The 20,495-nt window shown below is 71.2% G+C and carries 21 protein-coding genes; 5 read left to right on the forward strand and 16 right to left on the reverse strand.

What is annotated here, in order from left to right; genetic code table 11:
* Position 1 precedes the first annotated feature (1 nt).
* The 8 genes from secF to pdxT form a co-directional block, all read right to left on the reverse strand.
* Positions 2-1,168, reverse strand: a complete 1,167-nt coding sequence (secF, locus tag ASD62_RS01770) for a protein translocase subunit SecF (protein WP_056914500.1) — start codon at positions 1,166-1,168, stop codon at positions 2-4.
* Positions 1,165-2,973: a protein translocase subunit SecD gene (secD, locus tag ASD62_RS01775; RefSeq protein ID WP_056919060.1), complete on the reverse strand. Its 1,809-nt coding sequence runs from the start codon at positions 2,971-2,973 to the stop codon at positions 1,165-1,167. The genes secF and secD overlap by 4 nt, the downstream gene beginning before the upstream one ends.
* Positions 2,974-2,985: 12 nt before the next feature.
* Entirely contained in the window at positions 2,986-3,297 is a 312-nt protein-coding gene (gene yajC, locus ASD62_RS01780; protein ID WP_056914501.1) for a preprotein translocase subunit YajC, read from the reverse strand.
* 248 nt (positions 3,298-3,545) lie between these two features.
* Complete coding sequence (gene ruvB / locus ASD62_RS01785; RefSeq protein ID WP_056914502.1) at positions 3,546-4,649, reverse strand: Holliday junction branch migration DNA helicase RuvB; 1,104 nt, start codon at positions 4,647-4,649, stop codon at positions 3,546-3,548.
* A 6-nt stretch (positions 4,650-4,655) separates the two neighbouring features.
* Entirely contained in the window at positions 4,656-5,258 is a 603-nt protein-coding gene (gene ruvA / locus ASD62_RS01790; protein ID WP_056914503.1) for a Holliday junction branch migration protein RuvA, read from the reverse strand.
* The gene (gene ruvC, locus ASD62_RS01795; protein ID WP_056914504.1) at positions 5,255-5,860 is read right to left on the reverse strand and encodes a crossover junction endodeoxyribonuclease RuvC; all 606 of its coding nucleotides are present in this window, start codon (positions 5,858-5,860) and stop codon (positions 5,255-5,257) included. Before ruvC ends, ruvA begins: the two co-directional genes overlap by 4 nt.
* A gap of 133 nt (positions 5,861-5,993) precedes the next feature.
* Positions 5,994-6,755 carry a YebC/PmpR family DNA-binding transcriptional regulator gene (locus ASD62_RS01800; protein ID WP_056914505.1) on the reverse strand — a complete coding sequence of 254 codons (762 nt, stop codon included), beginning with the start codon at positions 6,753-6,755 and terminating at the stop codon, positions 5,994-5,996.
* Positions 6,752-7,381 (reverse strand): pyridoxal 5'-phosphate synthase glutaminase subunit PdxT, encoded by a 630-nt coding sequence (pdxT, locus tag ASD62_RS01805; RefSeq protein WP_200956912.1) that lies wholly within the window; start codon positions 7,379-7,381, stop codon positions 6,752-6,754. Before pdxT ends, ASD62_RS01800 begins: the two co-directional genes overlap by 4 nt.
* 35 nt (positions 7,382-7,416) lie before the next feature.
* On the opposite strand from pdxT, the gene ASD62_RS01810 reads away from it, so the two are divergent.
* Positions 7,417-7,944 carry a GNAT family N-acetyltransferase gene (locus ASD62_RS01810; protein WP_056914507.1) on the forward strand — a complete coding sequence of 176 codons (528 nt, stop codon included), beginning with the start codon at positions 7,417-7,419 and terminating at the stop codon, positions 7,942-7,944.
* A 19-nt stretch (positions 7,945-7,963) separates the two neighbouring features.
* Here ASD62_RS01810 and pdxS read toward each other — a convergent pair whose 3' ends face one another.
* From pdxS to ASD62_RS01840, 6 genes are all read right to left on the reverse strand, one after another.
* The gene (gene pdxS / locus ASD62_RS01815) at positions 7,964-8,890 is read right to left on the reverse strand and encodes a pyridoxal 5'-phosphate synthase lyase subunit PdxS (protein ID WP_056914508.1); all 927 of its coding nucleotides are present in this window, start codon (positions 8,888-8,890) and stop codon (positions 7,964-7,966) included.
* Positions 8,891-9,189: 299 nt separating this feature from the next.
* Complete coding sequence (locus tag ASD62_RS01820) at positions 9,190-9,771, reverse strand: hypothetical protein (protein WP_056914509.1); 582 nt, start codon at positions 9,769-9,771, stop codon at positions 9,190-9,192.
* Positions 9,771-10,973 (reverse strand): glycosyltransferase family 4 protein, encoded by a 1,203-nt coding sequence (locus ASD62_RS01825; RefSeq protein ID WP_056914510.1) that lies wholly within the window; start codon positions 10,971-10,973, stop codon positions 9,771-9,773. Before ASD62_RS01825 ends, ASD62_RS01820 begins: the two co-directional genes overlap by 1 nt.
* Entirely contained in the window at positions 10,970-11,917 is a 948-nt protein-coding gene (locus ASD62_RS01830; protein WP_056914511.1) for a phosphatidylinositol mannoside acyltransferase, read from the reverse strand. The genes ASD62_RS01825 and ASD62_RS01830 overlap by 4 nt, the downstream gene beginning before the upstream one ends.
* Complete coding sequence (gene pgsA, locus ASD62_RS01835; protein WP_056914512.1) at positions 11,914-12,528, reverse strand: phosphatidylinositol phosphate synthase; 615 nt, start codon at positions 12,526-12,528, stop codon at positions 11,914-11,916. Before pgsA ends, ASD62_RS01830 begins: the two co-directional genes overlap by 4 nt.
* A gap of 12 nt (positions 12,529-12,540) precedes the next feature.
* Positions 12,541-12,957 (reverse strand): thiol-disulfide oxidoreductase DCC family protein, encoded by a 417-nt coding sequence (locus ASD62_RS01840; RefSeq protein ID WP_056914513.1) that lies wholly within the window; start codon positions 12,955-12,957, stop codon positions 12,541-12,543.
* 37 nt (positions 12,958-12,994) lie between these two features.
* On the opposite strand from ASD62_RS01840, the gene ASD62_RS01845 reads away from it, so the two are divergent.
* A complete protein-coding gene (locus tag ASD62_RS01845; RefSeq protein ID WP_157581201.1) occupies positions 12,995-13,501 on the forward strand; it encodes a hypothetical protein in 507 nt (168 codons plus the stop codon).
* 768 nt (positions 13,502-14,269) lie between these two features.
* Here the strand turns inward: ASD62_RS01845 and ASD62_RS19560 are convergent.
* Positions 14,270-14,875, reverse strand: coding sequence for an HIT domain-containing protein (locus ASD62_RS19560; protein ID WP_082553108.1), 606 nt, complete (start codon positions 14,873-14,875; stop codon positions 14,270-14,272).
* A 50-nt stretch (positions 14,876-14,925) separates the two neighbouring features.
* Here ASD62_RS19560 and ASD62_RS01855 point away from each other — a divergent pair, with 50 nt between their 5' ends.
* Positions 14,926-15,426: a GNAT family N-acetyltransferase gene (locus ASD62_RS01855; protein ID WP_200956829.1), complete on the forward strand. Its 501-nt coding sequence runs from the start codon at positions 14,926-14,928 to the stop codon at positions 15,424-15,426.
* Positions 15,427-15,537: 111 nt separating this feature from the next.
* On the opposite strand, the gene thrS is transcribed toward ASD62_RS01855, so the two are convergent.
* A complete protein-coding gene (gene thrS, locus ASD62_RS01860; protein WP_056914515.1) occupies positions 15,538-17,523 on the reverse strand; it encodes a threonine--tRNA ligase in 1,986 nt (661 codons plus the stop codon).
* 207 nt (positions 17,524-17,730) lie between these two features.
* Here thrS and ASD62_RS01865 point away from each other — a divergent pair, with 207 nt between their 5' ends.
* Both ASD62_RS01865 and katG read left to right on the forward strand, forming a co-directional pair.
* On the forward strand, positions 17,731-18,177 hold the full coding sequence (locus ASD62_RS01865) for a Fur family transcriptional regulator (RefSeq protein WP_056914516.1): 447 nt from the start codon (positions 17,731-17,733) through the stop codon (positions 18,175-18,177).
* Between the two features lie 57 nt (positions 18,178-18,234).
* Positions 18,235-20,487, forward strand: coding sequence for a catalase/peroxidase HPI (gene katG / locus ASD62_RS01870; RefSeq protein WP_369818740.1), 2,253 nt, complete (start codon positions 18,235-18,237; stop codon positions 20,485-20,487).
* Positions 20,488-20,495 lie beyond the last annotated feature (8 nt).

Raw genomic sequence — 20,495 nt, forward strand, 5'->3', positions numbered from 1 at the left:
GTCAGCGACGCGACTTCGGAGGCCGCTTCGGCTGGTTCCGCGGACCGGACGGCGAGGCGTACTTGTGCGTCTCGCGGACCGTGGAGGACGTGGTTCGGCGCTCCCCGGTGCCGACGGCCGCCGGCTCGAGGTCGTCGTCGCTGCCGTGGTCCACCGGGGCGGCGTCGGAGGCGAGCACCTTGCCGCCGTGGCGCTGCTGGTAGCGCTCGGCCTTCTTCGTCAGCTCGACCATCTCGGGCTCGCGGTCACGCATGTGCACGAGCAACGGGGTGGCGATGAAGATCGAGGAGTACGCACCGACCGCGATGCCGACGAACAGCGCCAGCGCGAGGTCGAGCAGGGTGCCGGGGCCGAGGAAGAGGAAGCCGATGACGAGGATCGCCGCGATCGGCAGCAGGGCCACGACGGTGGTGTTGATCGAGCGCACCAGGGTCTGGTTGACGGCGAGGTTGGCGGCCTGGGCGTAGGACATCCGTCCGTTGCCCCGGGCCTCGGTGGTGTTCTCGCGCACCTTGTCGAACACGACGACGGTGTCGTACAGCGAGTACCCGAGGATCGTCAGGAAGCCGATCATCGTCGCGGGCGACACCTCGAAGCCGGCAAGGGCGTAGATGCCGACCGTGATGAACAGGTCGTGCAGCAGCGCGGCGAGGCCGGCGACGGCCATCTTCCAGGTGCGGAAGTAGATCGCCATGACGGCCGCCACGAGGGCGAGGAAGACGGCCAGGGCCTGGAGGGCCTTCTGGCTCACCGAGGCGCCCCATGACGGGCCGACGAAGGTGGCGGACACCTTGTCGGACGTGGTGCCGAACGCCTTGGCGAGGGCGTCCTGGACGTCCCGGCTCTGGGAGTCGTTGAGCTTCTCGGTCTGCACCCGGACGGTGCTCGAGCCGATGGTCGTCACCTCGGGGGCACCCGCTGCGGCCACGGAGGTCACCGCGTCCTTGGCGGTCTGCTCGTAGGAGTCGGTGACCCTGACCCCGGAGACCCGGAACTCCGAGCCGCCCGAGAACTCCAGGCTGAGGTTGAGCCCCTGCAGGACCAGGCCGAGGGCCGCCAGGAGGATGAACACCCCGGAGACGAGGTACCACCGCTTGTAGCGGCCGACGAAGTCGATGGACCGCTTGCCGGTGTAGAGGTCGTTGCCGAGCGCGGCGAAGTTGATCACAGCGCACTCCCGTCGTTCGTGGCGGACGCGGTCTTGTTCATGGCAGGCATCGCGATCCGTCCTCGTCCGGCATACCGGGGCTTGAAGGCCTTGACACCCAGGCGCTGCGGGTCGAGACCGGACCAGCGGTGGCCGCCGCCGAAGAACTTCGTGGTGGACAGCAGGGCCACGACCGGGTGGGTGAACATGACCACGACGAGCAGGTCGATGAGGGTCGTGAGGCCGAGTGTGAACGCGAAGCCGCGCACGTTGCTCGACGCCAGCAGGTACAGCACGAAGGCGGCCAGGAAGTTCACGCCGTCAGCGGCCAGGATGGTGCGCCGGGCGCGACGCCACCCGGTGTCGACCGCGGCGCGCAGCGGTCGTCCCTCACGCACCTCGTCGCGGATGCGTTCGAAGTAGACGATGAACGAGTCGGCGGTGACACCGATGGCCACGATCAGCCCCGTGACGCCGGCCATGTCGAGCCGGAAGTTCTGGGACCACCCGAGCAAGGCGATCGAGACGTACGTGAGCACCGCGGCGATGACGATCGACGCGACGGTGACCAGGCCGAGGGCGCGGTACTGGATCAGCGAGTAGCCGAAGACCAGCACGAAGCCGATGACCCCGGCGAGCAGGCCCATGCGGAGCTGCTCGCCACCGAGGGTGGGGCTGATCTCGTCACGGGTCTGCAGGTCGAACGACAGCGGCAGGGCGCCGAACTTCAGCTGGTTGGCCAGGTCGCGGGCACTGACGATCGTGAAGCTGCCGGTGATGCTGGCCTGGCCGTCGAGGATGGCGGCCTGCGCGGTCGGCGCGGTGAGCACCTGGGAGTCGAGCGTCACGGCGAACCGGTTGCGCGGGTCCTCGAGGCTGACCAGGCGCTTGGTGACGTTGCCGAAGGCCGTGGTGCCGCTGCCGTTGAAGGACAGCCGGATCTCCACGATGCTCGAGGGCTGGCCGTTCTGCAGCGGCTGGTAGCCGGCGACGGCGTCCTTGATCTGGTCGCCGCGCACCTCGACCGGGCCGAGGATGTACTTCTCGCCGAGGTTGACGTTGCAGGTGACCAGCGGCTTGGTCGCGTCGTCGACGATCCCGTCCAGGACACCGGGCTTTGCGCAGTCGAGGTCCTGGAACTCCTTGGTCAGCGCCGGCGTGATCTGGTTGAGGTCGCTGGCGTCGGTCGGCTTGGTCGCGGTGCCCGTGGTCGCACCGCCGGTCGGCGTGGCTGCCCCGGTGGTGGCGCTGGGCTGCGGGGTGGTGGCCCGGACGAACGCGCCGGGCAGGCCACTGCCGGCGCTGGTGGTGGCGCCGGTCGCCTTCGGGGGCGTGGAGGTGGTCTTGCTGCCCGTGGCGGTCCCGGTCGCCGTGCCCGTGGCGGTGCCCGTGGCCGTGCCCGTCGCGGTACCCGTGGGCACCGGGACGTTCGTGCCTGGGGCAGCGACGAGGACGGGACGGAACTGCATCTGCGAGGAGCGGCGGATGGCATCCTCGGTGGCCTTGTCGGGCGTGCCCGGCATGCTCACGACGATGTTGTCGTTGCTCGTGGTCACCTCGGCCCCGGCGACACCGTTGGAGTCGACGCGCTGCACGATGATGTCGCGGGCCTGGTTGAGCTGGTCGGTCGTCACCTTCGCGTTGCCCACGAGGCGGGGAGCGAGGACGAGCTGCGTCCCACCGGCGAGGTCGAGGCCGAGCTTGGGCTCGAGCTGCGCCTCACCCCAGGTGGTCGCTGCGAACAGCAGGCCGTAGAGGCCGATGGTGACGGCCGCCAGCGCTGACAGGACCTTCAGCGGCTTGCGGTTGTACGGGTTGATTGCCACGGGTGGTGACCTCTACTCGGTGGTGCCGGGGGTGCCCGGCTGGTCGGTCGCCGCGGGGGCGGCGGTCTTCAGGCCGATGGCCCGGCGGTCGAACCGGAGGACGACCCCTGGGGCCACCTCGAGCGTGACGACCGCGTCGTCCAGGGAACGCACCGTGCCGAAGAGCCCCGAGGTCGTGCAGACCTCGTCGCCGACCGCCAGTCCTGCCTGCAGCTTCTGCACGTCGCGCTGGCGCCGCCGCTGCGTGAACACCATGAAGGCGATGAGCAGCACGGGCAGGGCGAAGATCAGCAGGCTGGCAGTGGGCGAGCCGCCATTCGACATGGAGCATCCCTTCACGGTTGGCAGGTGGTGCGCGCAGCCGGGTCTCGGGCGCGCACGATTCCCCGACGCTGGCCGGGTGACCGCCCGAGTGTAGGTGACGCACGGCATACCGACCAACGTGCCCCACCGTGGTCGCGTTCCAATTGTGACCATTTCGCGCCGTGCCGCCGCGGGGCCACCCACGGTGCCGCGGTGGGGCCCCACCAGGTCGCGCCGGTATGCCGCGAGGGCACCCGGCAGGGCCGGTCTCAGGCCCCGAAGCGCCCCTCGCCGGTGTCCAGCGGCAGTGCGGGCTGCCGGTCGAGCCCGGCCGGTGGGGTGTAACCGAGGTGGTCCCACGCCAGCGACGTCGCTGCCCGGCCACGTGGGGTGCGCGTGATGAAGCCCTCGCGGACGAGGAACGGCTCTGCGACGGTCTCGACCGTGTCGGCCTCCTCGCCCACGGCCACCGCCAGCGTCGACAGGCCCACCGGTCCCCCGCCGAACCTGCGGCAGAGCGCGTCGAGCACCGCCCGGTCGAGGCGGTCCAGACCCCGGTCGTCCACGTCGAACAAGGCCAGCGCCGCGTGCGCCGCCGTCTCGTCCACGACGTGGCGGCCGTGCACCTGGGCCCAGTCGCGCACTCGGCGCAGCAGGCGGTTGGCGATGCGGGGTGTGCCGCGGGACCGCCGGGCGATCTCCTCGATGCCGTCGGCGTCCGCCACCACGTCCAGCAGGCGGGCCGAGCGGTGCAGGATCGTCACGAGGTCGTCGGTGGCGTAGAAGTCGAGGTGGCCGGTGAAGCCGAAGCGGTCGCGCAGGGGCGCCGGGAGCAGCCCGGCTCGGGTGGTCGCCCCCACCACGGTGAACGGCGGCAGCTCGAGCGGGATGGCGGTGGCCCCGGGTCCCTTGCCGACGATGACGTCGACGCGGAAGTCCTCCATGGCGAGGTAGAGCATCTCCTCGGCCGAACGGGACATGCGGTGGATCTCGTCGAGGAAGAGCACCTCCCCCTCGGTCAGGGAGGACAGGACGGCCGCGAGGTCGCCCGCGTGCTGGATGGCCGGGCCGCTGGTGATGCGGATCGGGCGCTCGAGCTCGGTGCCGATGAGCATGGCCAGCGTGGTCTTGCCGAGGCCGGGCGGCCCCGAGAGCAGGACGTGGTCGGGCGGGGTGCCACGACGACGGGCGGCCTCGAGGACGAGCGAGAGCTGGTCACGTACCCGCGTCTGCCCCGTGAACTCGCTGAGCCGGCGGGGCCGCAGGGCCATCTCGACCTGGCGCTCATCGGTGTTGCCGGCGGGGTCGACGACCCGGGCCGTGGCGTCGAGGGAGGAGTCCTCGTACATCTCGGAGGAGAAGCCGTCAGCCATCACCCGTCACCGCCCCAGCTCGCGCAGGGCGGCGCGCAGCATCTCGGAGACGTTCGGCGACGCCGGCGCCGCAGCAGCCACGGACGACACGGCCTCCTCGGCCTGCTTGCCGGAGTACCCGAGCCCCGTGAGGGCCTCGGTCACCTGGTCGCGCCACGACGGACCCGACGCGACGGGCGCGCTGGGCGTCGCGCCCGCTGCACCCGACGGGAGGCCGATCTTGTCGCGCAGCTCCAGGACGATGCGCTCTGCGCCCTTCCTGCCGATGCCGGGGACCTTGGTCAGGGTGGCGAGGTCGCCTCCGGTGACCGCGGCGCGCAGCCGGTCGGGGGCAAGGACCGACAGCATCGCCAGGGCCAGCCGGGGCCCCACGCCGGAGACGGTCTGGACCTGCTCGAAGATGTCGCGCTCCTCGTCGGACGCGAAGCCGTAGAGCGTGAGCGAGTCCTCGCGGACGACCAGGGTCGTCGCCAGGGTGGCTTCGTGGCCGAGGTGCTGGGCCGAGGCCGTGGCCGGCGTGGTGTGCAGCAGCATGCCGACTCCCCCGACCTCGACGACGACGCGGTCGAGACCGATGTGCCTGACGGACCCACGGACCGAGGCGATCATCGTGACACCGCCGTCCTGCGGGAGCGGGCCTGCGTGCCGGGGACGGCTGCGGAGCCCTCCGCGGCGCGGGTCGCGACCGCCTTGAGCCGGGCCCGCTCGGACGCCGCGGCCAGGGCGAGCCGCTGGTCCCCGCCGCCACGCCAGTGGTGGCAGATCGCCAGCGCCAGGGCGTCGGCGGCGTCAGCGGGCTTGGGTGCCACCTCGAGCTCGAGGATCCGGGTGACCATCGCCGTCACCTGGGCCTTGTCAGCCCGGCCGGAACCGGTCACGGCCGCCTTCACCTCGGTGGGTGTGTGCGTGATGAGCGGAAGCCCGCGGCGCGCGGCGGCGAGGAGGGCCAGGGCGGAGGCCTGCGCCGTGGTCATCACGGTCGGGACGTGGTCGGCGGCATACACGCGCTCGAGGGCGATGGCATCGGGCTGGAACCGGTCCAACCAGGCATCCATCTGGTCCTGGAGGTAGACGAGCCGCTCCCCCGTGTCGCGGTCCCCGGGGGTGCGCACGACACCGACGGCGACCATCGTCAGCCGGTTGCCGCGACCACTGTCGACGACACCGAGGCCGCATCGCGTGAGGCCGGGGTCGACACCGAGTACGCGCACTCCACTGCTCCCTCCGAGGTGACGTCCGGGGCCGGGGCATCCGAACACGTGTTCGGGTGAACGCTACACGGACGACGCCCCGCCTCCCCCGCAGCAACACGCGGGGAGGACGGGGCGTCCGTGAGCGGGGGGGTCAGTCCTCGTCCTCGTCGAGCTCGGCCAGGACCTCGTCGCTGATGTCGCCGTTGGCGAAGACGTCCTGCACGTCGTCGGAGTCCTCGAGGGCCTCGATGACGCGGATCATCTTGCGGGCACCGTCGGCGTCGAGCGGCACCTGGAGGTTCGGCACCCAGGAGGCCTCGGCGGAGTCGTAGTCGATGCCGGCGTCCTGGACCGCCTTGCGGACGGCCACGAAGTCGCTCGCCTCGGAGATGATCTGGAAGGAGTCGCCGAGGTCGTTGACCTCGTCGGCGCCGGCCTCCAGCACGACCTCGAGGATGTCGTCCTCGGACATGTCGGCCTTGGGCACCACGACGACGCCCTTGCGGTCGAAGACGTAGGAGACCGAGCCGGGCTCTGCCAGCTGCCCACCGTTGCGGGTGAGCGCGGTCCGGACCTCGGCGGCAGCGCGGTTGCGGTTGTCGGTGAGGCACTCGATGAGGACGGCGACACCACCGGGGGCGTAGCCCTCGTAGGTGATCGTCTCCCAGTCGGCCCCACCCGCCGTCGCACCGGACCCGCGCTTGACCGCGTTGTCGATGTTGTTGTTGGGGACCGAGGTCTTCTTCGCCTTCTGGATGGCGTCGTAGAGCGTCGGGTTGCCGGTGACGTCACCACCACCGGTGCGGGCCGCGACCTCGATGTTCTTGATCAGCTTGGCGAAGAGCTTGCCGCGCTTGGCATCGATGGCAGCCTTCTTGTGCTTCGTGGTCGCCCACTTACTGTGGCCACTCATTCCATGCCCTCCAACAGGTAGTCACGCACGATCTGCACGAACAGTCCGTGGACCCGGTGGTCACCACTCACCTCCGGATGGAAGGAGGTGGCCAGCAGGGGCCCTTGACGGACGGCGACGATCCTACCGGCGGCCGGTCCGTCCTCCACACGGGCCAGCACCTCGACCGCCTCGCCGGCCTGCTCGACCCAGGGCGCACGGATGAAGATGGCGCGCACGGTGTCGTCGAGACCGGTGAAGTGGATGTCCTCCTCGAAGGAGTCGACCTGTCGCCCGAACGCGTTGCGCCGCACGGTGATGTCAAGGCCACCGAGCGTCTGCTGGTCGGGTCGGGCGTCGGCGATCCGGTCCGCCAGCATGATCATGCCGGCGCAGGAGCCGTAGGCCGGCATGCCCCCCGCCAACCGCTCGCGCAGGGGTTCGTGCAGGTCGAACGCGCGGACCAGCTTGTCCATCGTCGTCGACTCACCCCCGGGGATGATGAGGGCGTCGACCTCGGCGAGCTCCCGCGGGCGGCGCACGGTGGTGCCGTGGGCACCCGCCTCCTGCACGGCATGCAGGTGCTCGCGGACGTCTCCCTGGACGGCGAGGACACCGATGGTGGGCTGGGCTGTCACGACGCGAATGCTACGGGCGGCCGGTGCGGCCCTAGCGTGGGGGCATGACCGGCGACCTGACCATCCGTCCACGGACCACCGAGGACCTGCCCGTCCTGGCCGACGTGCTCGCCGCCCAGCGGGAGCACAGCGACTACCCGCAACGCTGGCCGCTGCCGATGCCCGTCGAGGAGTTCCTCCACCGGTCGAGCGAGCTGCGGTCCTGGGTGGCCGAGCTGGACGGAGCCGTCGTGGGGCACGTCGCCGTGGCAGCGGTGGTCCCCGGTGACATGGCGACGGTGTGGAGCGCCGGTACCGGCCGCCCGCTGGACGGGCTCGCGGAGGTGTCGGTCCTGTTCATCGACCATGCCGTCACGGGGCGCGGTGTCGGTGCGGCCCTGCTGGCGACGGCGGTGGGGTTCATCCGCGACAGCGGCAGGACCCCGGTGCTCGACGTGGTGCAGGAGACGGAGAACGCCGTGCGGCTCTACGAACGCAGCGGCTGGCAGGTGGTTGGCGAGGCGAGGCCGCCGTGGCTGCCGGCCACCCACCGCCCGGTGCTCCTGATGACGCTCCCCGACGGCGGGGCCTGAGCCCCGCCGTCGGTTGACTTCACCAGCCGCGCTCGGCCAGGCGGTGCGGCTCGGGGATCTCGTCGACGTTGAGGCCGACCATGGCCTCGCCGAGACCGCGCGAGACCTTGGCGATCACGTCGGGGTCGTCGAAGAACGTGGTGGCCTTGACGATCGCCTCGGCGCGCTGGGCCGGGTTGCCGGACTTGAAGATGCCCGAGCCGACGAAGACTCCCTCGGCGCCGAGCTGCATCATCATCGCGGCGTCGGCAGGGGTGGCGATGCCGCCGGCCGTGAAGAGGACCACGGGGAGCTTGCCGGCCTCGGCGACCTCCTTGACGAGGTCGTACGGGGCCTGCAGCTCCTTGGCCGCGACGTACAGCTCGTCCTCGGGGAGGCCGTGCAGCCAGCGGAGCTGGTCGCGCAGCTTGCGCATGTGGGTGGTGGCGTTCGAGACGTCGCCGGTGCCGGCCTCACCCTTGGAGCGGATCATCGCCGCGCCCTCGGTGATGCGGCGCAGGGCCTCGCCCAGGTTCGTCGAGCCGCAGACGAAGGGAACGGTGAAGTTCCACTTGTCGATGTGGTTGGCGTAGTCGGCCGGGGTCAGCACCTCGGACTCGTCGATGTAGTCGACACCGAGGGACTGCAGCACCTGGGCCTCGACGAAGTGGCCGATGCGGGCCTTGGCCATCACGGGGATCGAGACGGCCTCGATGATGCCGTCGATCATGTCGGGGTCGGACATCCGGGAGACGCCACCCTGGGCGCGGATGTCGGCCGGGACGCGCTCGAGCGCCATGACGGCGACAGCGCCGGCGTCCTCGGCGATCTTGGCCTGCTCGACGTTGACGACGTCCATGATGACGCCGCCCTTGAGCATCTCGGCCATGCCGCGCTTGACGCGCGACGTGCCGGTGGTGGGCTGCGACGAGGACTGCGGTACGGGGGTGGTGGTGTCGGCGGACATGACGACGAGCTCCAGATCTGTTCAGGGCGCAGCGCAGAAGACGCGCTTCGAGGCCAATGCTAGTTGGTGCCCCGAGCGCCGCGGACCGAGCCTGCGTGCGGGCCCACTGCCCCGCCATGCGCGACCGGCCGGCGCACGCACCCCCACCACGCGACACGCTCGCAGAACGTCGGTTGCGAGGCAGAACACGCGTCTCCAACCCTCGTCCTGCCGCGCAACCAGCGTTGTGCCGGGGGCGTCGGGGCCGGCAGGGCGGCGAGTGGCGGGGGCCGGCGGGGCGGGTATGGCGCGGGGCGGGCTCAGTCGCGGACGGCCGGGGGGAGCTCGTCGTCGAACTCGACCGTGCGCGGGAGGTCGGCGTGGCCGGCCAGCCGGAACAACCGGACGACCGCCTTGCGCCGCACCCGGCGCACGTCGGTGACGGCGTCGTTGTGGAACCGTCGGGCCAGCTGCACCCGGACCCCGGCTGCCTCGACCCGCTGGAGCGCGAGCGCGCCGAGGTTGTCGTCGCGCCGGATCTCCCCCACCACCTCGGCGCTGAGCGCTGCCATCAGGGCTGCGGTGAGGTCGCTCTCGAGCTCCTCGCGCTGGCCGAAGCTCTGGCCCTCGAGGAAGTCCTCCTCGAGCACGCGTTCGTTGTGCGCCTCGAGGGCCTCGGACGCTGCACCGGCCAGCATGAGCGCGCTCGCGGGGTCGAGGGCCCCGGAGTTGGCGAGCTCCAGGGTGGCCTCGGATCGCCTCACCAGCTGGGCGTCGAGCGCCGAGAGCGCTCCCTCCGCCCGGGTGTGCAGCCGGTCGAGGCGGGCGGCGTTGTACGACAGGTACCACGCGATCCCGAGCAGCACCGCGACGGCGACGGCGGTCCAGGTGACGGTCTGCATCAGTCCTCGGTTCCTCGGCGGCCGCGCAGCAGCCGGGTCCAACGGGTGTCGGCCGGGTCGGCCCGGTCGTCCCGGACCTCGCGCCAGTCGTCGACACCGTGGGTGACCGTCTCGTAGACGGCCATGACGTCCTCGGCGACGACCGCCCAGTCGAACACCTGGGCGCGGCGGCTGCCCTCGTCGCGCAACCGCTCCCGCTCGGCGGGGTCGCCGAGCAGCCGCAGCAGCTGGCGGGCGAGGTCGGCCGGGTCCTCGTTGGCGAACATCGCCCCGCACCGGCCGCCGTCCAGGACACGCACGAACGCCGCGAGGTCGCTGGCCACCACCGGCGCGCCGGCGCTCATCGCCTCGACGAGGACGATCCCGAAGCTCTCGCCCCCGGTGTGCGGCGCGACGTAGGCGTCGACCGACGACAGCAGCGCCGCCTTGTCCTCGTCGCTGATCATCCCCAGGAACTCCGTCGCGGCGCACACGGCCGGGTCGAGCCGCTCGCGCGCGGCCTCCACGTCACCCGGGCCCGCGACGAGGACGCGGGTCCCCGGGTGCTCCGCCAGGACGGCGGGCAGGGCGGCCGCCAGGACGGGCAGGCCCTTGCGCGGCTCGTCGATGCGCCCGAGGAACGCCAGCGTCGGCGCCTGCTCGGTGCCGGTCCACTCCGGGTTAGGCGTGGCGTCGGCGAACCTGCTCACGTTGACCCCGTTGGGGATGACGACGGCGTCACCGCCGAGGTGCGTGGTGACCGTGCGCCGCGCGTCCTCGGAGACGGCGATGCGCCCGTTGATCTTCTCCAGGCTGGGACGCAGCAGCGGGTATGCCGCCTGCATGGCCCGTGAGCGCAGGTTGGACGTGTGGAACGTGGCCACCACCGGGCCCTCGGCCGACCAGAGGGCGAGCAGCGCGATGCTGGGGGTGACGGGTTCGTGGATGTGGAGCACGTCGAACTCGCCGCGCTCCAGCCAGCGGCCGACCCGTGCCGCGGTGACCGGACCGAAGTTGAGGCGGGCGACCGAGCCGTTGTAGCGGACCGGGACGGCACGTCCCACCGACTCGACGTACTCGGGCAGCGGGGTGTCCTCGTCGGCCGGCGCGAGGACCGACGCGTGGTGGCCCTGGGCGAGGAAGTGCTCGGCGAGGTCGCGCACGTGGAACTGCACTCCCCCGGGCACGTCGAACGAGTACGGGCAGACGATGCCGATCCTCACGGCGCCACCTCGGCGGCGGCCGGTCGGGCGGGGCGAGGCTCGAGGTCGTCGAGGAAGACCCGCTGGAGCATGTGCCAGTCCTCGGTGTGCTCGCGGATCGCCGCCCCCAGCACGTCGGCGCACTGCTGGGTCATGGCGACGGCCTTCGCGCGGGTCGCGCCGGTGGCCGGGACCTCGACCCGCTCGTGGAAGGTGATGACGAGGCCGTGCCTGCGGGAGCCGGGTACACGTTCGTAGTGGATGGACACGGGGTGCAGTGCGGCACCGCTGCCGAGGGCGAGCGCTGCCGGACCGGCGGCCATCTTGGAACGGTGGCCGAGCAGGTCGACCTCGATCCCCCGGTCGGTGAGGTCGCGGTCGGCCAGCAGCGGCATGAGGACCGGGGAGGCCAGGTGGCCGCGGAGCTGGGCGAAGACGTCTCCCCCACCGGTGAGCGGCAGGATCGTCATGCCGAGCGACTCCCGGAACTCGAGGAACTCGGCATACACCTCCTCGGGCTCGAGCCGCTCCGCGACGGTGACGACGGGCCCCAGGGCCTTGGTGCCCCACGCGCCGGCCAGGTCCCAGTTGCCGAGGTGGCCGAGGAAGCAGACGACGGGGCGCCCGGCTCCCAGCTCGGCCCGCACGGGAGCGTCGCCGACGACGCGCACCTGGCCCGCGATGTCGGCGGTCGAGCGGTCGGGCAGGCGGAAGGCCTCGCAGTAGTAGCGCAGGTAGGAGCGCATGCCTGCGCGCACCAGAGCGTCGAGGGCACGGTCGTCGAGCTCGGGCCGCGCCTTCGCGTAGTTGGACCGCAGCCGCTCGACCCCCTTGCCACCCCGCGCGACGGTGAGGTCGGCGATGCGGTCGAACGCGGCATACGCGGCACGCTCGGGGAGTCGTCGGACGGTCCCCCACCCGAGCCGGAAGCCGGTCACGGCGAGGACGTCGCCGAGGCGGCTCACGGGGCTGCGGCGAGCGCCTGGCGGCGCACCATGAGCATCCGCTGGACCACGGTGATCAGGCTCGCGACGGCGAGCAGGGCCAGCACGACGGTGAGGACGACCTCGGGCAGGCCGATCCCGACCAGGCCGGTCGTGGCGAGCACGGCGACCAGGCGGTCGGCCCGCTCGGCGATGCCGACGTCCGCGGAGAAGCCCAGGCCCTCGGCGCGGGCCTTGGCGTAGGACACCACGCTGCCGAGGATCAGGCAGGCCAGCGCGAGCCCGGCCATGAGGAAGTTGTCACCGCTACCGGCGTACCAGAGCACGAGGCCGCCGAAGATCGCCGAGTCGCCCACCCGGTCGAGGGTCGAGTCGAGGTAGGCCCCCCACTTGCCCGAGCGGCCGGACATGCGGGCCATGACCCCGTCGACCGTGTCGGAGAAGACGAACAGGGTGATGACGATGGTGCCCCAGAAGAACTCGTGCCGGGGGTAGAAGGCCAGGGCTCCGACGCAGACGCCGATGGTCCCGACGACGGTCACCACGTCCGGGCTGATGCCGAGCTTCAGGAACAGCCGGGCCACGGGGGTGAAGATCGTGGTGAAGAGCGCGCGCGCGTACTTGTTGAGCATGGTGGTGGCAGCCTACTGAGGCGCGGCCGGAACCTTCGGCGCGCACGCCGGGGTGCCGCCGGGAAGTGCGTACCGGTGGTCGGCGACCCAGGTGTAGGCGCGGGCGGCGAGCCACGAGATGCCCGGGAGGGTGATCAGGTGCCCGAGCGGCCGCCACGCCGGCGCTCCGTGCTTGAGCCCCTCCGCGATCGCCCGGTGCCCGGCGACGACGGAACCGTCCTGCCGCACGAACTGCGCCGCCGCGATGCAGTCCTCCTCGGTCACGCCGAGCGGCGCGAGGTCGAGCTGCTGCCACGGCTGGACCTCGTAGCGCTGGTGCCGGTCGACCCAGCGGGAGAGGAAGCGGGCGCTGGTCGTGCAGAAGCCGCAGTCACCGTCGAAGATGAGCAGGCCGCGCCCCCTCGGGGTGCTGTCCGGGGCGGTGTCCATGGCCGAAGTCTCTCACCCGCGTGGCACCATGACGGCCATGAGGGGGCGTCCGGGCGGCAGCACACAGCGGCTCGGGCCGTACTCGCTCCTGTGGCGGCTGGCCACGACGGCCGTCGTCGTCACCACCGTCTGCCTCGGCACCTGGGTGGGCGACGACGAGTGGTGGCCGTTCGCGCCGATGTCGCAGTACGCGTTCTCGGTGCAGAACAACGGCGTCATCAACTCCCTGACGATGGACGCGCTCACGACGGACGGTGAGGTCGTCCGGGTGCCCCTCTCCAAGGAGATGATCGGCATCGAGCGGGCCGAGATCGAGGGCCAGGCGCCCCGGATCATCCGCACCCCCGAGCTGCTCCAGGACATCGCCGTCCTGCACCACCGGCGCCTGCCGCACGAGACGCCGTACGCGACCATCTGGCTCCGCAACACCTCGACGAGCATCCCCACCGGCGACGCCACGGTGCACACGCTCGCCACCTGGCAGGTCCGCGACCCCCTCGACCCGCAGCCGAGCGGGCTCCCCGGCGGGAGGGGGTCCCGGTGAACCCGGTCGAGCGGTTCCTCGCCCCGGAGCTGCCCCTCGCGCGCGTCGCGTGGCTGCGCCACGTGATCTACCCGTTCGTCCTGCTCGACGTCCTGTGGATCGTCACCGACCCCATCCCCCACGGCGACGTGCCGCCCTCCCTCTACCGCGGGCTCGTCGTCCGCGACGTCCTGCACCTGCCCGCGCCCTCGCACGTCTACGTCCGGGTCCTGCTCGGCGTGATCGTCGTCAGCGCCCTCGTCGCGGCCACCGGACGGCTCCCGCGCCTGGCCGGCTGGGTCTGCGCCGTCGGGATGCTCGACTGGGTGAGCAACGCCTTCGCGTACTCCAAGGTCGACCACGACCACTTCGCCCTCGTCGTGGCGTTGTTCGTGCTGCCGACCGCGGGGCGGGCGCGGGTCCCGGACGTCGACGTGCGTTCGCAGGCGGCCGGGTGGGCCGTCCGCATGGTGCAGGTCGGCGCCGTGTCGATCTACTTCCTGTCCGCCAGCGCCAAGATGCGCTTCGGGGGCTGGGACTGGGCCAACGGCGCCACCCTGATCTGGGCGCTCACCCGCCGACCCAACGGCATCGGCCCATGGGTCGGCTCGCACCCGGCCCTGACCCATGCCATGCAGTGGATCGTGCTCGTGGCCGAGTTCTGCTCACCCGTCCTGCTCTGGCTCCGTGGCAGGGCCCTGTATGCCGCGCTGGCGTTCTGGGGCGGGTTCCACCTGAGCACCTACCTCATGCTCAAGATCCACTTCCTGCCGCTGGTGGTCTGCCTGCTCAGCTTCCTGCCGCTGGAACGCCTCGGTCCGTGGTGGTCGACCCGTCCGAGGCATCGGCTCCCCCACCCGGCCAGGCGGCGACCAGCCGGGAGCGCACGTCCTCCAGCAGCATCGGAAGAGCTTTCGTCTGCCCGATGATGGGCAGGAAGTTCATGTCGCCACCCCAGCGGGGGACGACGTGCTGGTGCAGGTGTGCCTGGACCCCGGCTCCCGCGACGGCCCCCTGGTTCATCCCGATGTTGTAGCCCATCGGCTGCGACGTCGTGTCGAGGGCGGCGATGGCCTCCTTGGTGAGCCGGCCGAACTCGGTCGTCTCCTCCTCGGTGAGGTCGACGTAGAGGGACACGTGCCGGTACGGGCAGACGAGGACGTGGCCGGGGTTGTACGGGAAGAGGTTCATGACGACGTAGCAGTGCTCGCCCCGGTGGACGACCAGCCCCTCGGCGTCGCCACGACCCGGCGCCGCGCAGAACGGACAGCCGTCCCCTGCCGCCTCGCTCGGGCGGTCGCCGGTGATGTAGGCCATCCGGTGCGGGGTCCACAACCGCTCGAACCCGTCCTGGACGCTCGCGAAGTCGGTGTCCGGCTCGGGTGCGTCGCTCATGCCCCGATCCTATGCAGCCGGCCACGGACGGAGTCGGCATGATGTTCGCCGTGCCCGAACCGCATACCCAGGCCACCCCGGCGACCGACGGCATCCCGTCGGTGGCCATCCGTCCCGCGACGCCGGACGACGCACCCGCCGTCGCAGAGCTGTTCTGGCAGGTGCGCACCGAGTCGGCGCCCCGGATCCCCATGATCGTCCACCCGCGCGAGAGCGTGCTGGCGTTCGTCGAGCACGTCCTCATCGCCGACGGCGAGGTCTGGGTCGCGGATGACGACGGGCGGGTCGTCGGGTTCCTCGCGCTGGCCGAGCCCGACGAGCTGGGTCACCTCTACATCGCGTCCGACCACACCGGCCGGGGACTCGGCGCCCGGTTCGTCGAGGTGGCCCGCGAGCGGTTCCCCGACGGGGTGCAGCTCTGGGCGTTCCAGAGCAACACCGGCGCCCTGCGCTTCTACGAGCGGCACGGGTTCGTCCCGGTCGAGTGGACCGAGGGTGACAACGAGGAGGGCGCCCCCGACGTCCGGCTGGTCTGGCGACCGCGCGGGTGAGCGGGCGCCATACCCGCTGATCTCACGAAGGTGAGAACTGAGTGAGCGCGAGGTGTCGGAATCGCACAGGGATTCCGACACCTCGCGCTCACCGAACGCAGGCGTGACCGGTCAGACCTGGACGCGGGCCTGGACGGCCGCGACGACCTCGGCGATGGCGTCTTCGATCGGGACGCCGTTCTTCTGCTCACCGTTGCGGTAGCGGAACGACACGGCACCGGCCGATCGGTCCTCCTCGCCGGCGATGAGGGTGAACGGCACCCGCGACTTGCTCGCGTTGCGGATCTTCTTGGGGAACCGGTCGTCACTGTCGTCGATCTCGACGCGGATCCCCTTGCGCCGCAGCTGGTCCGCGACGTCGTGGAGGTACTCGGAATACTCCTCCGCGACGGGCACGGCCAGGACCTGCACCGGCGAGAGCCAGGGCGGGAAGGCCCCGGCGTAGTGCTCGACGAGCACGCCCAGGAACCGCTCGATCGACCCGAACTTGGCCGAGTGGATCATCACCGGCTGCTGGCGCGAACCGTCCGCCGCCTGGTACTCGAGCCCGAACCGCTCGGGCTGGTTGAAGTCGTACTGGATGGTCGACATCTGCCAGGTGCGGCCGATCGCGTCGCGGGCCTGGACGGAGATCTTCGGGCCGTAGTAGGCCGCGCCACCGGGGTCCATGACCAGCTCGAGACCCGACTCGGTGGCGACGTCGCGCAGCACCTCGGTCGCGAGCTCCCACTGGTCGTCGGACCCGATGAACTTGTCCTTCTTGTCGCCCTCGGTCTCGCGGGTCGACAGCTCGAGGTAGTAGTCGTCCATCCCGAAGTCGCGCAGCAGGGACAGCACGAAGTCCAGCAGGTGCTTGATCTCGCCGGGAGCCTGCTCGGCGGTGACGTACGAGTGCGAGTCGTCCTGGGCGAACCCACGCACGCGGGTCAGGCCGTGGACCACTCCGGACTTCTCGTTGCGGTAGACGTGCCCGAACTCGAACAGCCGCAACGGGAGCTCGCGGTAGGAGCGGCCTCGGGAGCGGTAGATGAGGTTGTGCATCGGGCAGTTCATCGCCTTGAGGCGGTAGTCGGTGCCGTCCACGTCGAACGGCGCGAACATGCCCTCGGCGTAGTAGGGCAGGTGACCCGAGGTGTGGAACAGCTGCTCCTTCGAGATGTGCGGGGTCCCGACATACTCGAAACCCTCCTCGATGTGGCGCAGCCGGACGTAGTCCTCCATCTCGCGCTTGATCACCCCACCCTTGGGGTGGAACACGGGCAGGCCGGAGCCCAGCTCGTCGGGGAAGCTGAACAGGTCCTGCTCGGCGCCGATCTTGCGGTGGTCTCGCTTCTCCGCCTCGGCGAGGCGGTCGAGGTAGGCCTTGAGCTCGTCCTTGGTCGCCCACGCGGTGCCGTAGACGCGCTGCAGCTGCGGGTTCTTCTCGCTGCCGCGCCAGTAGGCGCCACCGCTGCGCATGAGCTTGAAGGCGTTGCCGAGCACCTTGGTGGTGGGCACGTGAGGTCCGCGGCACAGGTCGCCCCAGGCCCGGGTGCCGTCGCGCTTGATGTTGTCGTAGATGGTCAGCTGCGCGCCGCCCACCTCCACGTCGGCACCTTCGGCGGCGTCACCGGCGGCTCCGCCCTTGAGGCCGATGAGCTCGATCTTGTACGGCTCGTCCGCCAGCTCGACGGCCGCGGCCTCGTCGCTGACCTCCCGGCGCACGAAGGTCTGGCCCTCGTTCACGATGCGCTGCATGACCTTCTCGAGGGCCTTGAGGTCCTCGGGGGTGAACGCGTCGTCGACGTCGAAGTCGTAGTAGAAGCCGTCACGGACGGGCGGCCCGATGCCGAGCCTCGCCTTCGGGTTGACCTCCTGGACCGCCTGGGCCAGCACGTGGGCCGCACTGTGCCGCAGCACGTCGAGGCCGTCCTGCTCCTGGGCGGTCACGGGCTCGACGACGTCGCCGTCGGCCACGACCTGGGCCAGGTCGCGCAGCTCGCCGTTGACGCGCGCGACGAGGACGGCGCGGTCACCCTCGAACAGGTCGGCGGCAGTCGTCTGCTCCGGCACCTGTCGCTCGCTCCCGGCGATGGTGACGGTGATCTGGGCAGACACGGTGCGCTCTCCTTGGTTCGGGTGTGGGACCGGTGCTGGCCCCTCGGGTATGCCGCCCGCGGACCTCCGCGCGCAGCCCTCCGATGCTATCGGCCGGGGTCGCGTCGTCGCGCGCGAGATACCGGCACCGCAGGTTCACCCACCCGTCATCTCACGGCACCGTGTCGAATCTTGACTCGTTCCAGATACGGGGCCAGAGTGTGCGGCATGACCACGACGTCAGCGGGACACCCCGAGGGCCTCCCGCAGCTCCTGCGCGAGGCAGGGCTCCGGGTGACCCAGCCCAGGGTCGCGGTCCTCGGTGCGGTCCGTGCGCACCCCCACGCCGACACCGACTCGCTCATCGCGGCCGCCCGCCGCGACGTGCCCGAGGTGTCGCACCAGGCCGTCTACGACGTCCTCGGCGCCCTGACCCGCTCGGGTCTCGTGCGCCGCATCCAGCCGCCCGGCTCGGTGGCCCGCTACGAGGCACGCGTCGGCGACAACCACCACCACGTCGTGTGCCGGTCCTGCGGCACCATCGCCGACGTCGACTGCGCCGTGGGCCACGCCCCCTGCCTGACGGCGTCGGACGACCACGGCTTCACCATCGACGAGGCCGAGGTCGTCTACCGCGGCCTGTGCCCGACCTGCGCCGCTGCAGCCACGGCCTGACCCCACCACGAACCACCCGCCATACCCGTCCATCCACCCCTTGCCCGGAAGGAAGCCATGTCCGACCAGAACCACGAGAGCAACACCAACGCCGAGGGTCACGAGACCCGCGTCGGCGAGATGAACGAGAGCGACCGCAAGTGCCCCGTCGTGCACAACCGTGCGCCGGAGCCGGCCCAGGGCGGCGGCAACCGCGGCTGGTGGCCCGAGCGGCTCAACGTCAAGATCCTCGCCAAGAACCCTGCGGTCGCGAACCCCCTCGGCGAGGACTTCGACTACGGCAAGGCGTTCGAGTCCCTCGACCTCGCAGCGGTGAAGCAGGACATCGCCGAGGTCCTGACCACCTCGCAGGACTGGTGGCCGGCCGACTTCGGGCACTACGGCCCGTTCATGATCCGCATGGCGTGGCACAGCGCCGGCACCTACCGGGTGCAGGACGGCCGTGGCGGCGCGGGCGCCGGGCAGCAGCGGTTCGCCCCGCTCAACAGCTGGCCCGACAACGCCAACCTCGACAAGGCCCGCCGCCTCCTGTGGCCGGTCAAGAAGAAGTACGGCCGCAACCTCTCCTGGGCCGACCTGATGATCCTCACCGGCAACGTCGCGCTGGAGACGATGGGCTTCGAGACCTTCGGCTTCGCCGGTGGCCGCGCCGACGTGTGGGAGCCCGACGAGGACGTCTACTGGGGTCCTGAGACCGAGTGGCTCGGCGCCGAGCGCTACACCGGTGACCGCGAGCTCGAGAACCCCCTCGCCGCGGTCCAGATGGGCCTGATCTACGTCAACCCCGAGGGCCCCGACGGTGAGCCCGACCCGCTGCGGTCGGCTCGCGACATCCGCGACACGTTCGGCCGGATGGCCATGAACGACGAGGAGACCGTCGCCCTCATCGCGGGCGGCCACACCTTCGGCAAGACGCACGGTGCGGCGAACCCCGACGAGCACGTGTCCGACGAGCCCGAGGGCGCACCGCTCGAGCAGATGGGCCTGGGCTGGAAGAACGACTTCGGCACGGGCAACGGCGCCGACACGATCACCAGCGGCATCGAGGTCACCTGGACCACGACGCCGATCCAGTGGAGCAACAACTTCTTCGAGAACCTGTTCGGCTACGAGTGGGAGCTCACCAAGAGCCCCGCGGGCGCCCACCAGTGGAAGCCCAAGGACGGCGCCGGCGAGGGCACCGTGCCGCACGCCCACGACGCCACGAAGAAGATCGCCCCGAACTTCCTCACGACCGACCTGGCGCTGCGCGTCGACCCGGTCTACGAGAAGATCTCCCGGCGCTTCCTGGAGAACCCGGCCGAGTTCGCCGACGCGTTCGCCCGCGCGTGGTTCAAGCTGACCCACCGCGACATGGGGCCGGTCGCCCGCTACCTCGGTCCGGAGGTCCCCTCCGAGGAGCTGCTCTGGCAGGACCCGCTCCCCGCCGCCTCCGGAGAGCCGATCACCGCGGAGGACGTCACCGCGCTCAAGTCGGCGATCGCCGACACGGGCCTGACGGTCTCGCAGCTCGTCTCCACGGCCTGGGCGGCTGCGTCCTCGTTCCGCGGCAGCGACAAGCGCGGTGGCGCGAACGGTGCCCGAATCCGCCTCGCCCCGCAGAACGGCTGGGAGGTCAACAACCCCGCCCAGCTCGCGACGGTGCTGCGCGCCCTCGAAGGTGTGCAGGAGTCGTTCAACGCCCAGGGTGGACGTCAGGTGTCGCTGGCCGACCTCGTCGTCCTCGCCGGTGGCGTGGGTGTCGAGCAGGCGGCCAGGGCCGCGGGCCGCGACGTCGAGGTGCCCTTCACCCCGGGTCGTGTCGACGCCTCGCAGGAGCAGACGGACGTGGAGTCGTTCGCGTGGCTCGAGCCGCGGGCCGACGGTTTCCGCAACTACCCGGGCAAGGGCCACCGGCTCGGCGCGGAGTACCAGCTGCTCGACCGCGCCAACCTGCTCACGCTGAGCGCGCCCGAGATGACGGTGCTCGTCGGCGGCCTGCGCGTCCTCGGCGCGAACTACGACGGCTCCTCGCTCGGGGTGCTCACCGATGCTCCCGGCACGCTGACGAACGACTTCTTCGTCAACCTGCTCGACCTCGGGACGCAGTGGACCTCGACCTCCGAGGACGCCTCGACGTTCGAGGCCCGCGACGGCTCGGGCCAGGTGCGCTGGACCGGCACCCGCGCCGACCTGGTGTTCGGCTCGAACTCCGAGCTGCGTGCCCTCGCCGAGGTCTACGCCAGCGACGACGCGAAGGACCAGTTCGTCGACGAGTTCGTCGCGGCGTGGACCAAGGTCATGGAGCTCGACCGGTTCGACGTCGCCTGAGGCTCGTC

The organism is Phycicoccus sp. Root563 (genome assembly GCF_001427915.1).
GTDB lineage: Bacteria > Actinomycetota > Actinomycetes > Actinomycetales > Dermatophilaceae > Pedococcus.

Coding starts and splice junctions, on each gene's coding strand:
- ASD62_RS01865 (WP_056914516.1), top strand. CDS start 17,731: ATGACCACGACGTCAGCGGGACACCCCGAGGGCCTCCCGCAGCTCCTG.
- ruvA (WP_056914503.1), bottom strand. CDS start 5,258: ATGATCGCCTCGGTCCGTGGGTCCGTCAGGCACATCGGTCTCGACCGC.
- ASD62_RS01820 (WP_056914509.1), bottom strand. CDS start 9,771: ATGCAGACCGTCACCTGGACCGCCGTCGCCGTCGCGGTGCTGCTCGGG.
- ASD62_RS19560 (WP_082553108.1), bottom strand. CDS start 14,875: ATGAGCGACGCACCCGAGCCGGACACCGACTTCGCGAGCGTCCAGGAC.
- ruvB (WP_056914502.1), bottom strand. CDS start 4,649: ATGGCTGACGGCTTCTCCTCCGAGATGTACGAGGACTCCTCCCTCGAC.
- ASD62_RS01840 (WP_056914513.1), bottom strand. CDS start 12,957: ATGGACACCGCCCCGGACAGCACCCCGAGGGGGCGCGGCCTGCTCATC.
- ASD62_RS01800 (WP_056914505.1), bottom strand. CDS start 6,755: ATGAGTGGCCACAGTAAGTGGGCGACCACGAAGCACAAGAAGGCTGCC.
- pdxS (WP_056914508.1), bottom strand. CDS start 8,890: ATGTCCGCCGACACCACCACCCCCGTACCGCAGTCCTCGTCGCAGCCC.
- ASD62_RS01810 (WP_056914507.1), top strand. CDS start 7,417: ATGACCGGCGACCTGACCATCCGTCCACGGACCACCGAGGACCTGCCC.
- pgsA (WP_056914512.1), bottom strand. CDS start 12,528: ATGCTCAACAAGTACGCGCGCGCGCTCTTCACCACGATCTTCACCCCC.
- katG (WP_369818740.1), top strand. CDS start 18,235: ATGTCCGACCAGAACCACGAGAGCAACACCAACGCCGAGGGTCACGAG.
- yajC (WP_056914501.1), bottom strand. CDS start 3,297: ATGTCGAATGGCGGCTCGCCCACTGCCAGCCTGCTGATCTTCGCCCTG.
- ASD62_RS01845 (WP_157581201.1), top strand. CDS start 12,995: ATGAGGGGGCGTCCGGGCGGCAGCACACAGCGGCTCGGGCCGTACTCG.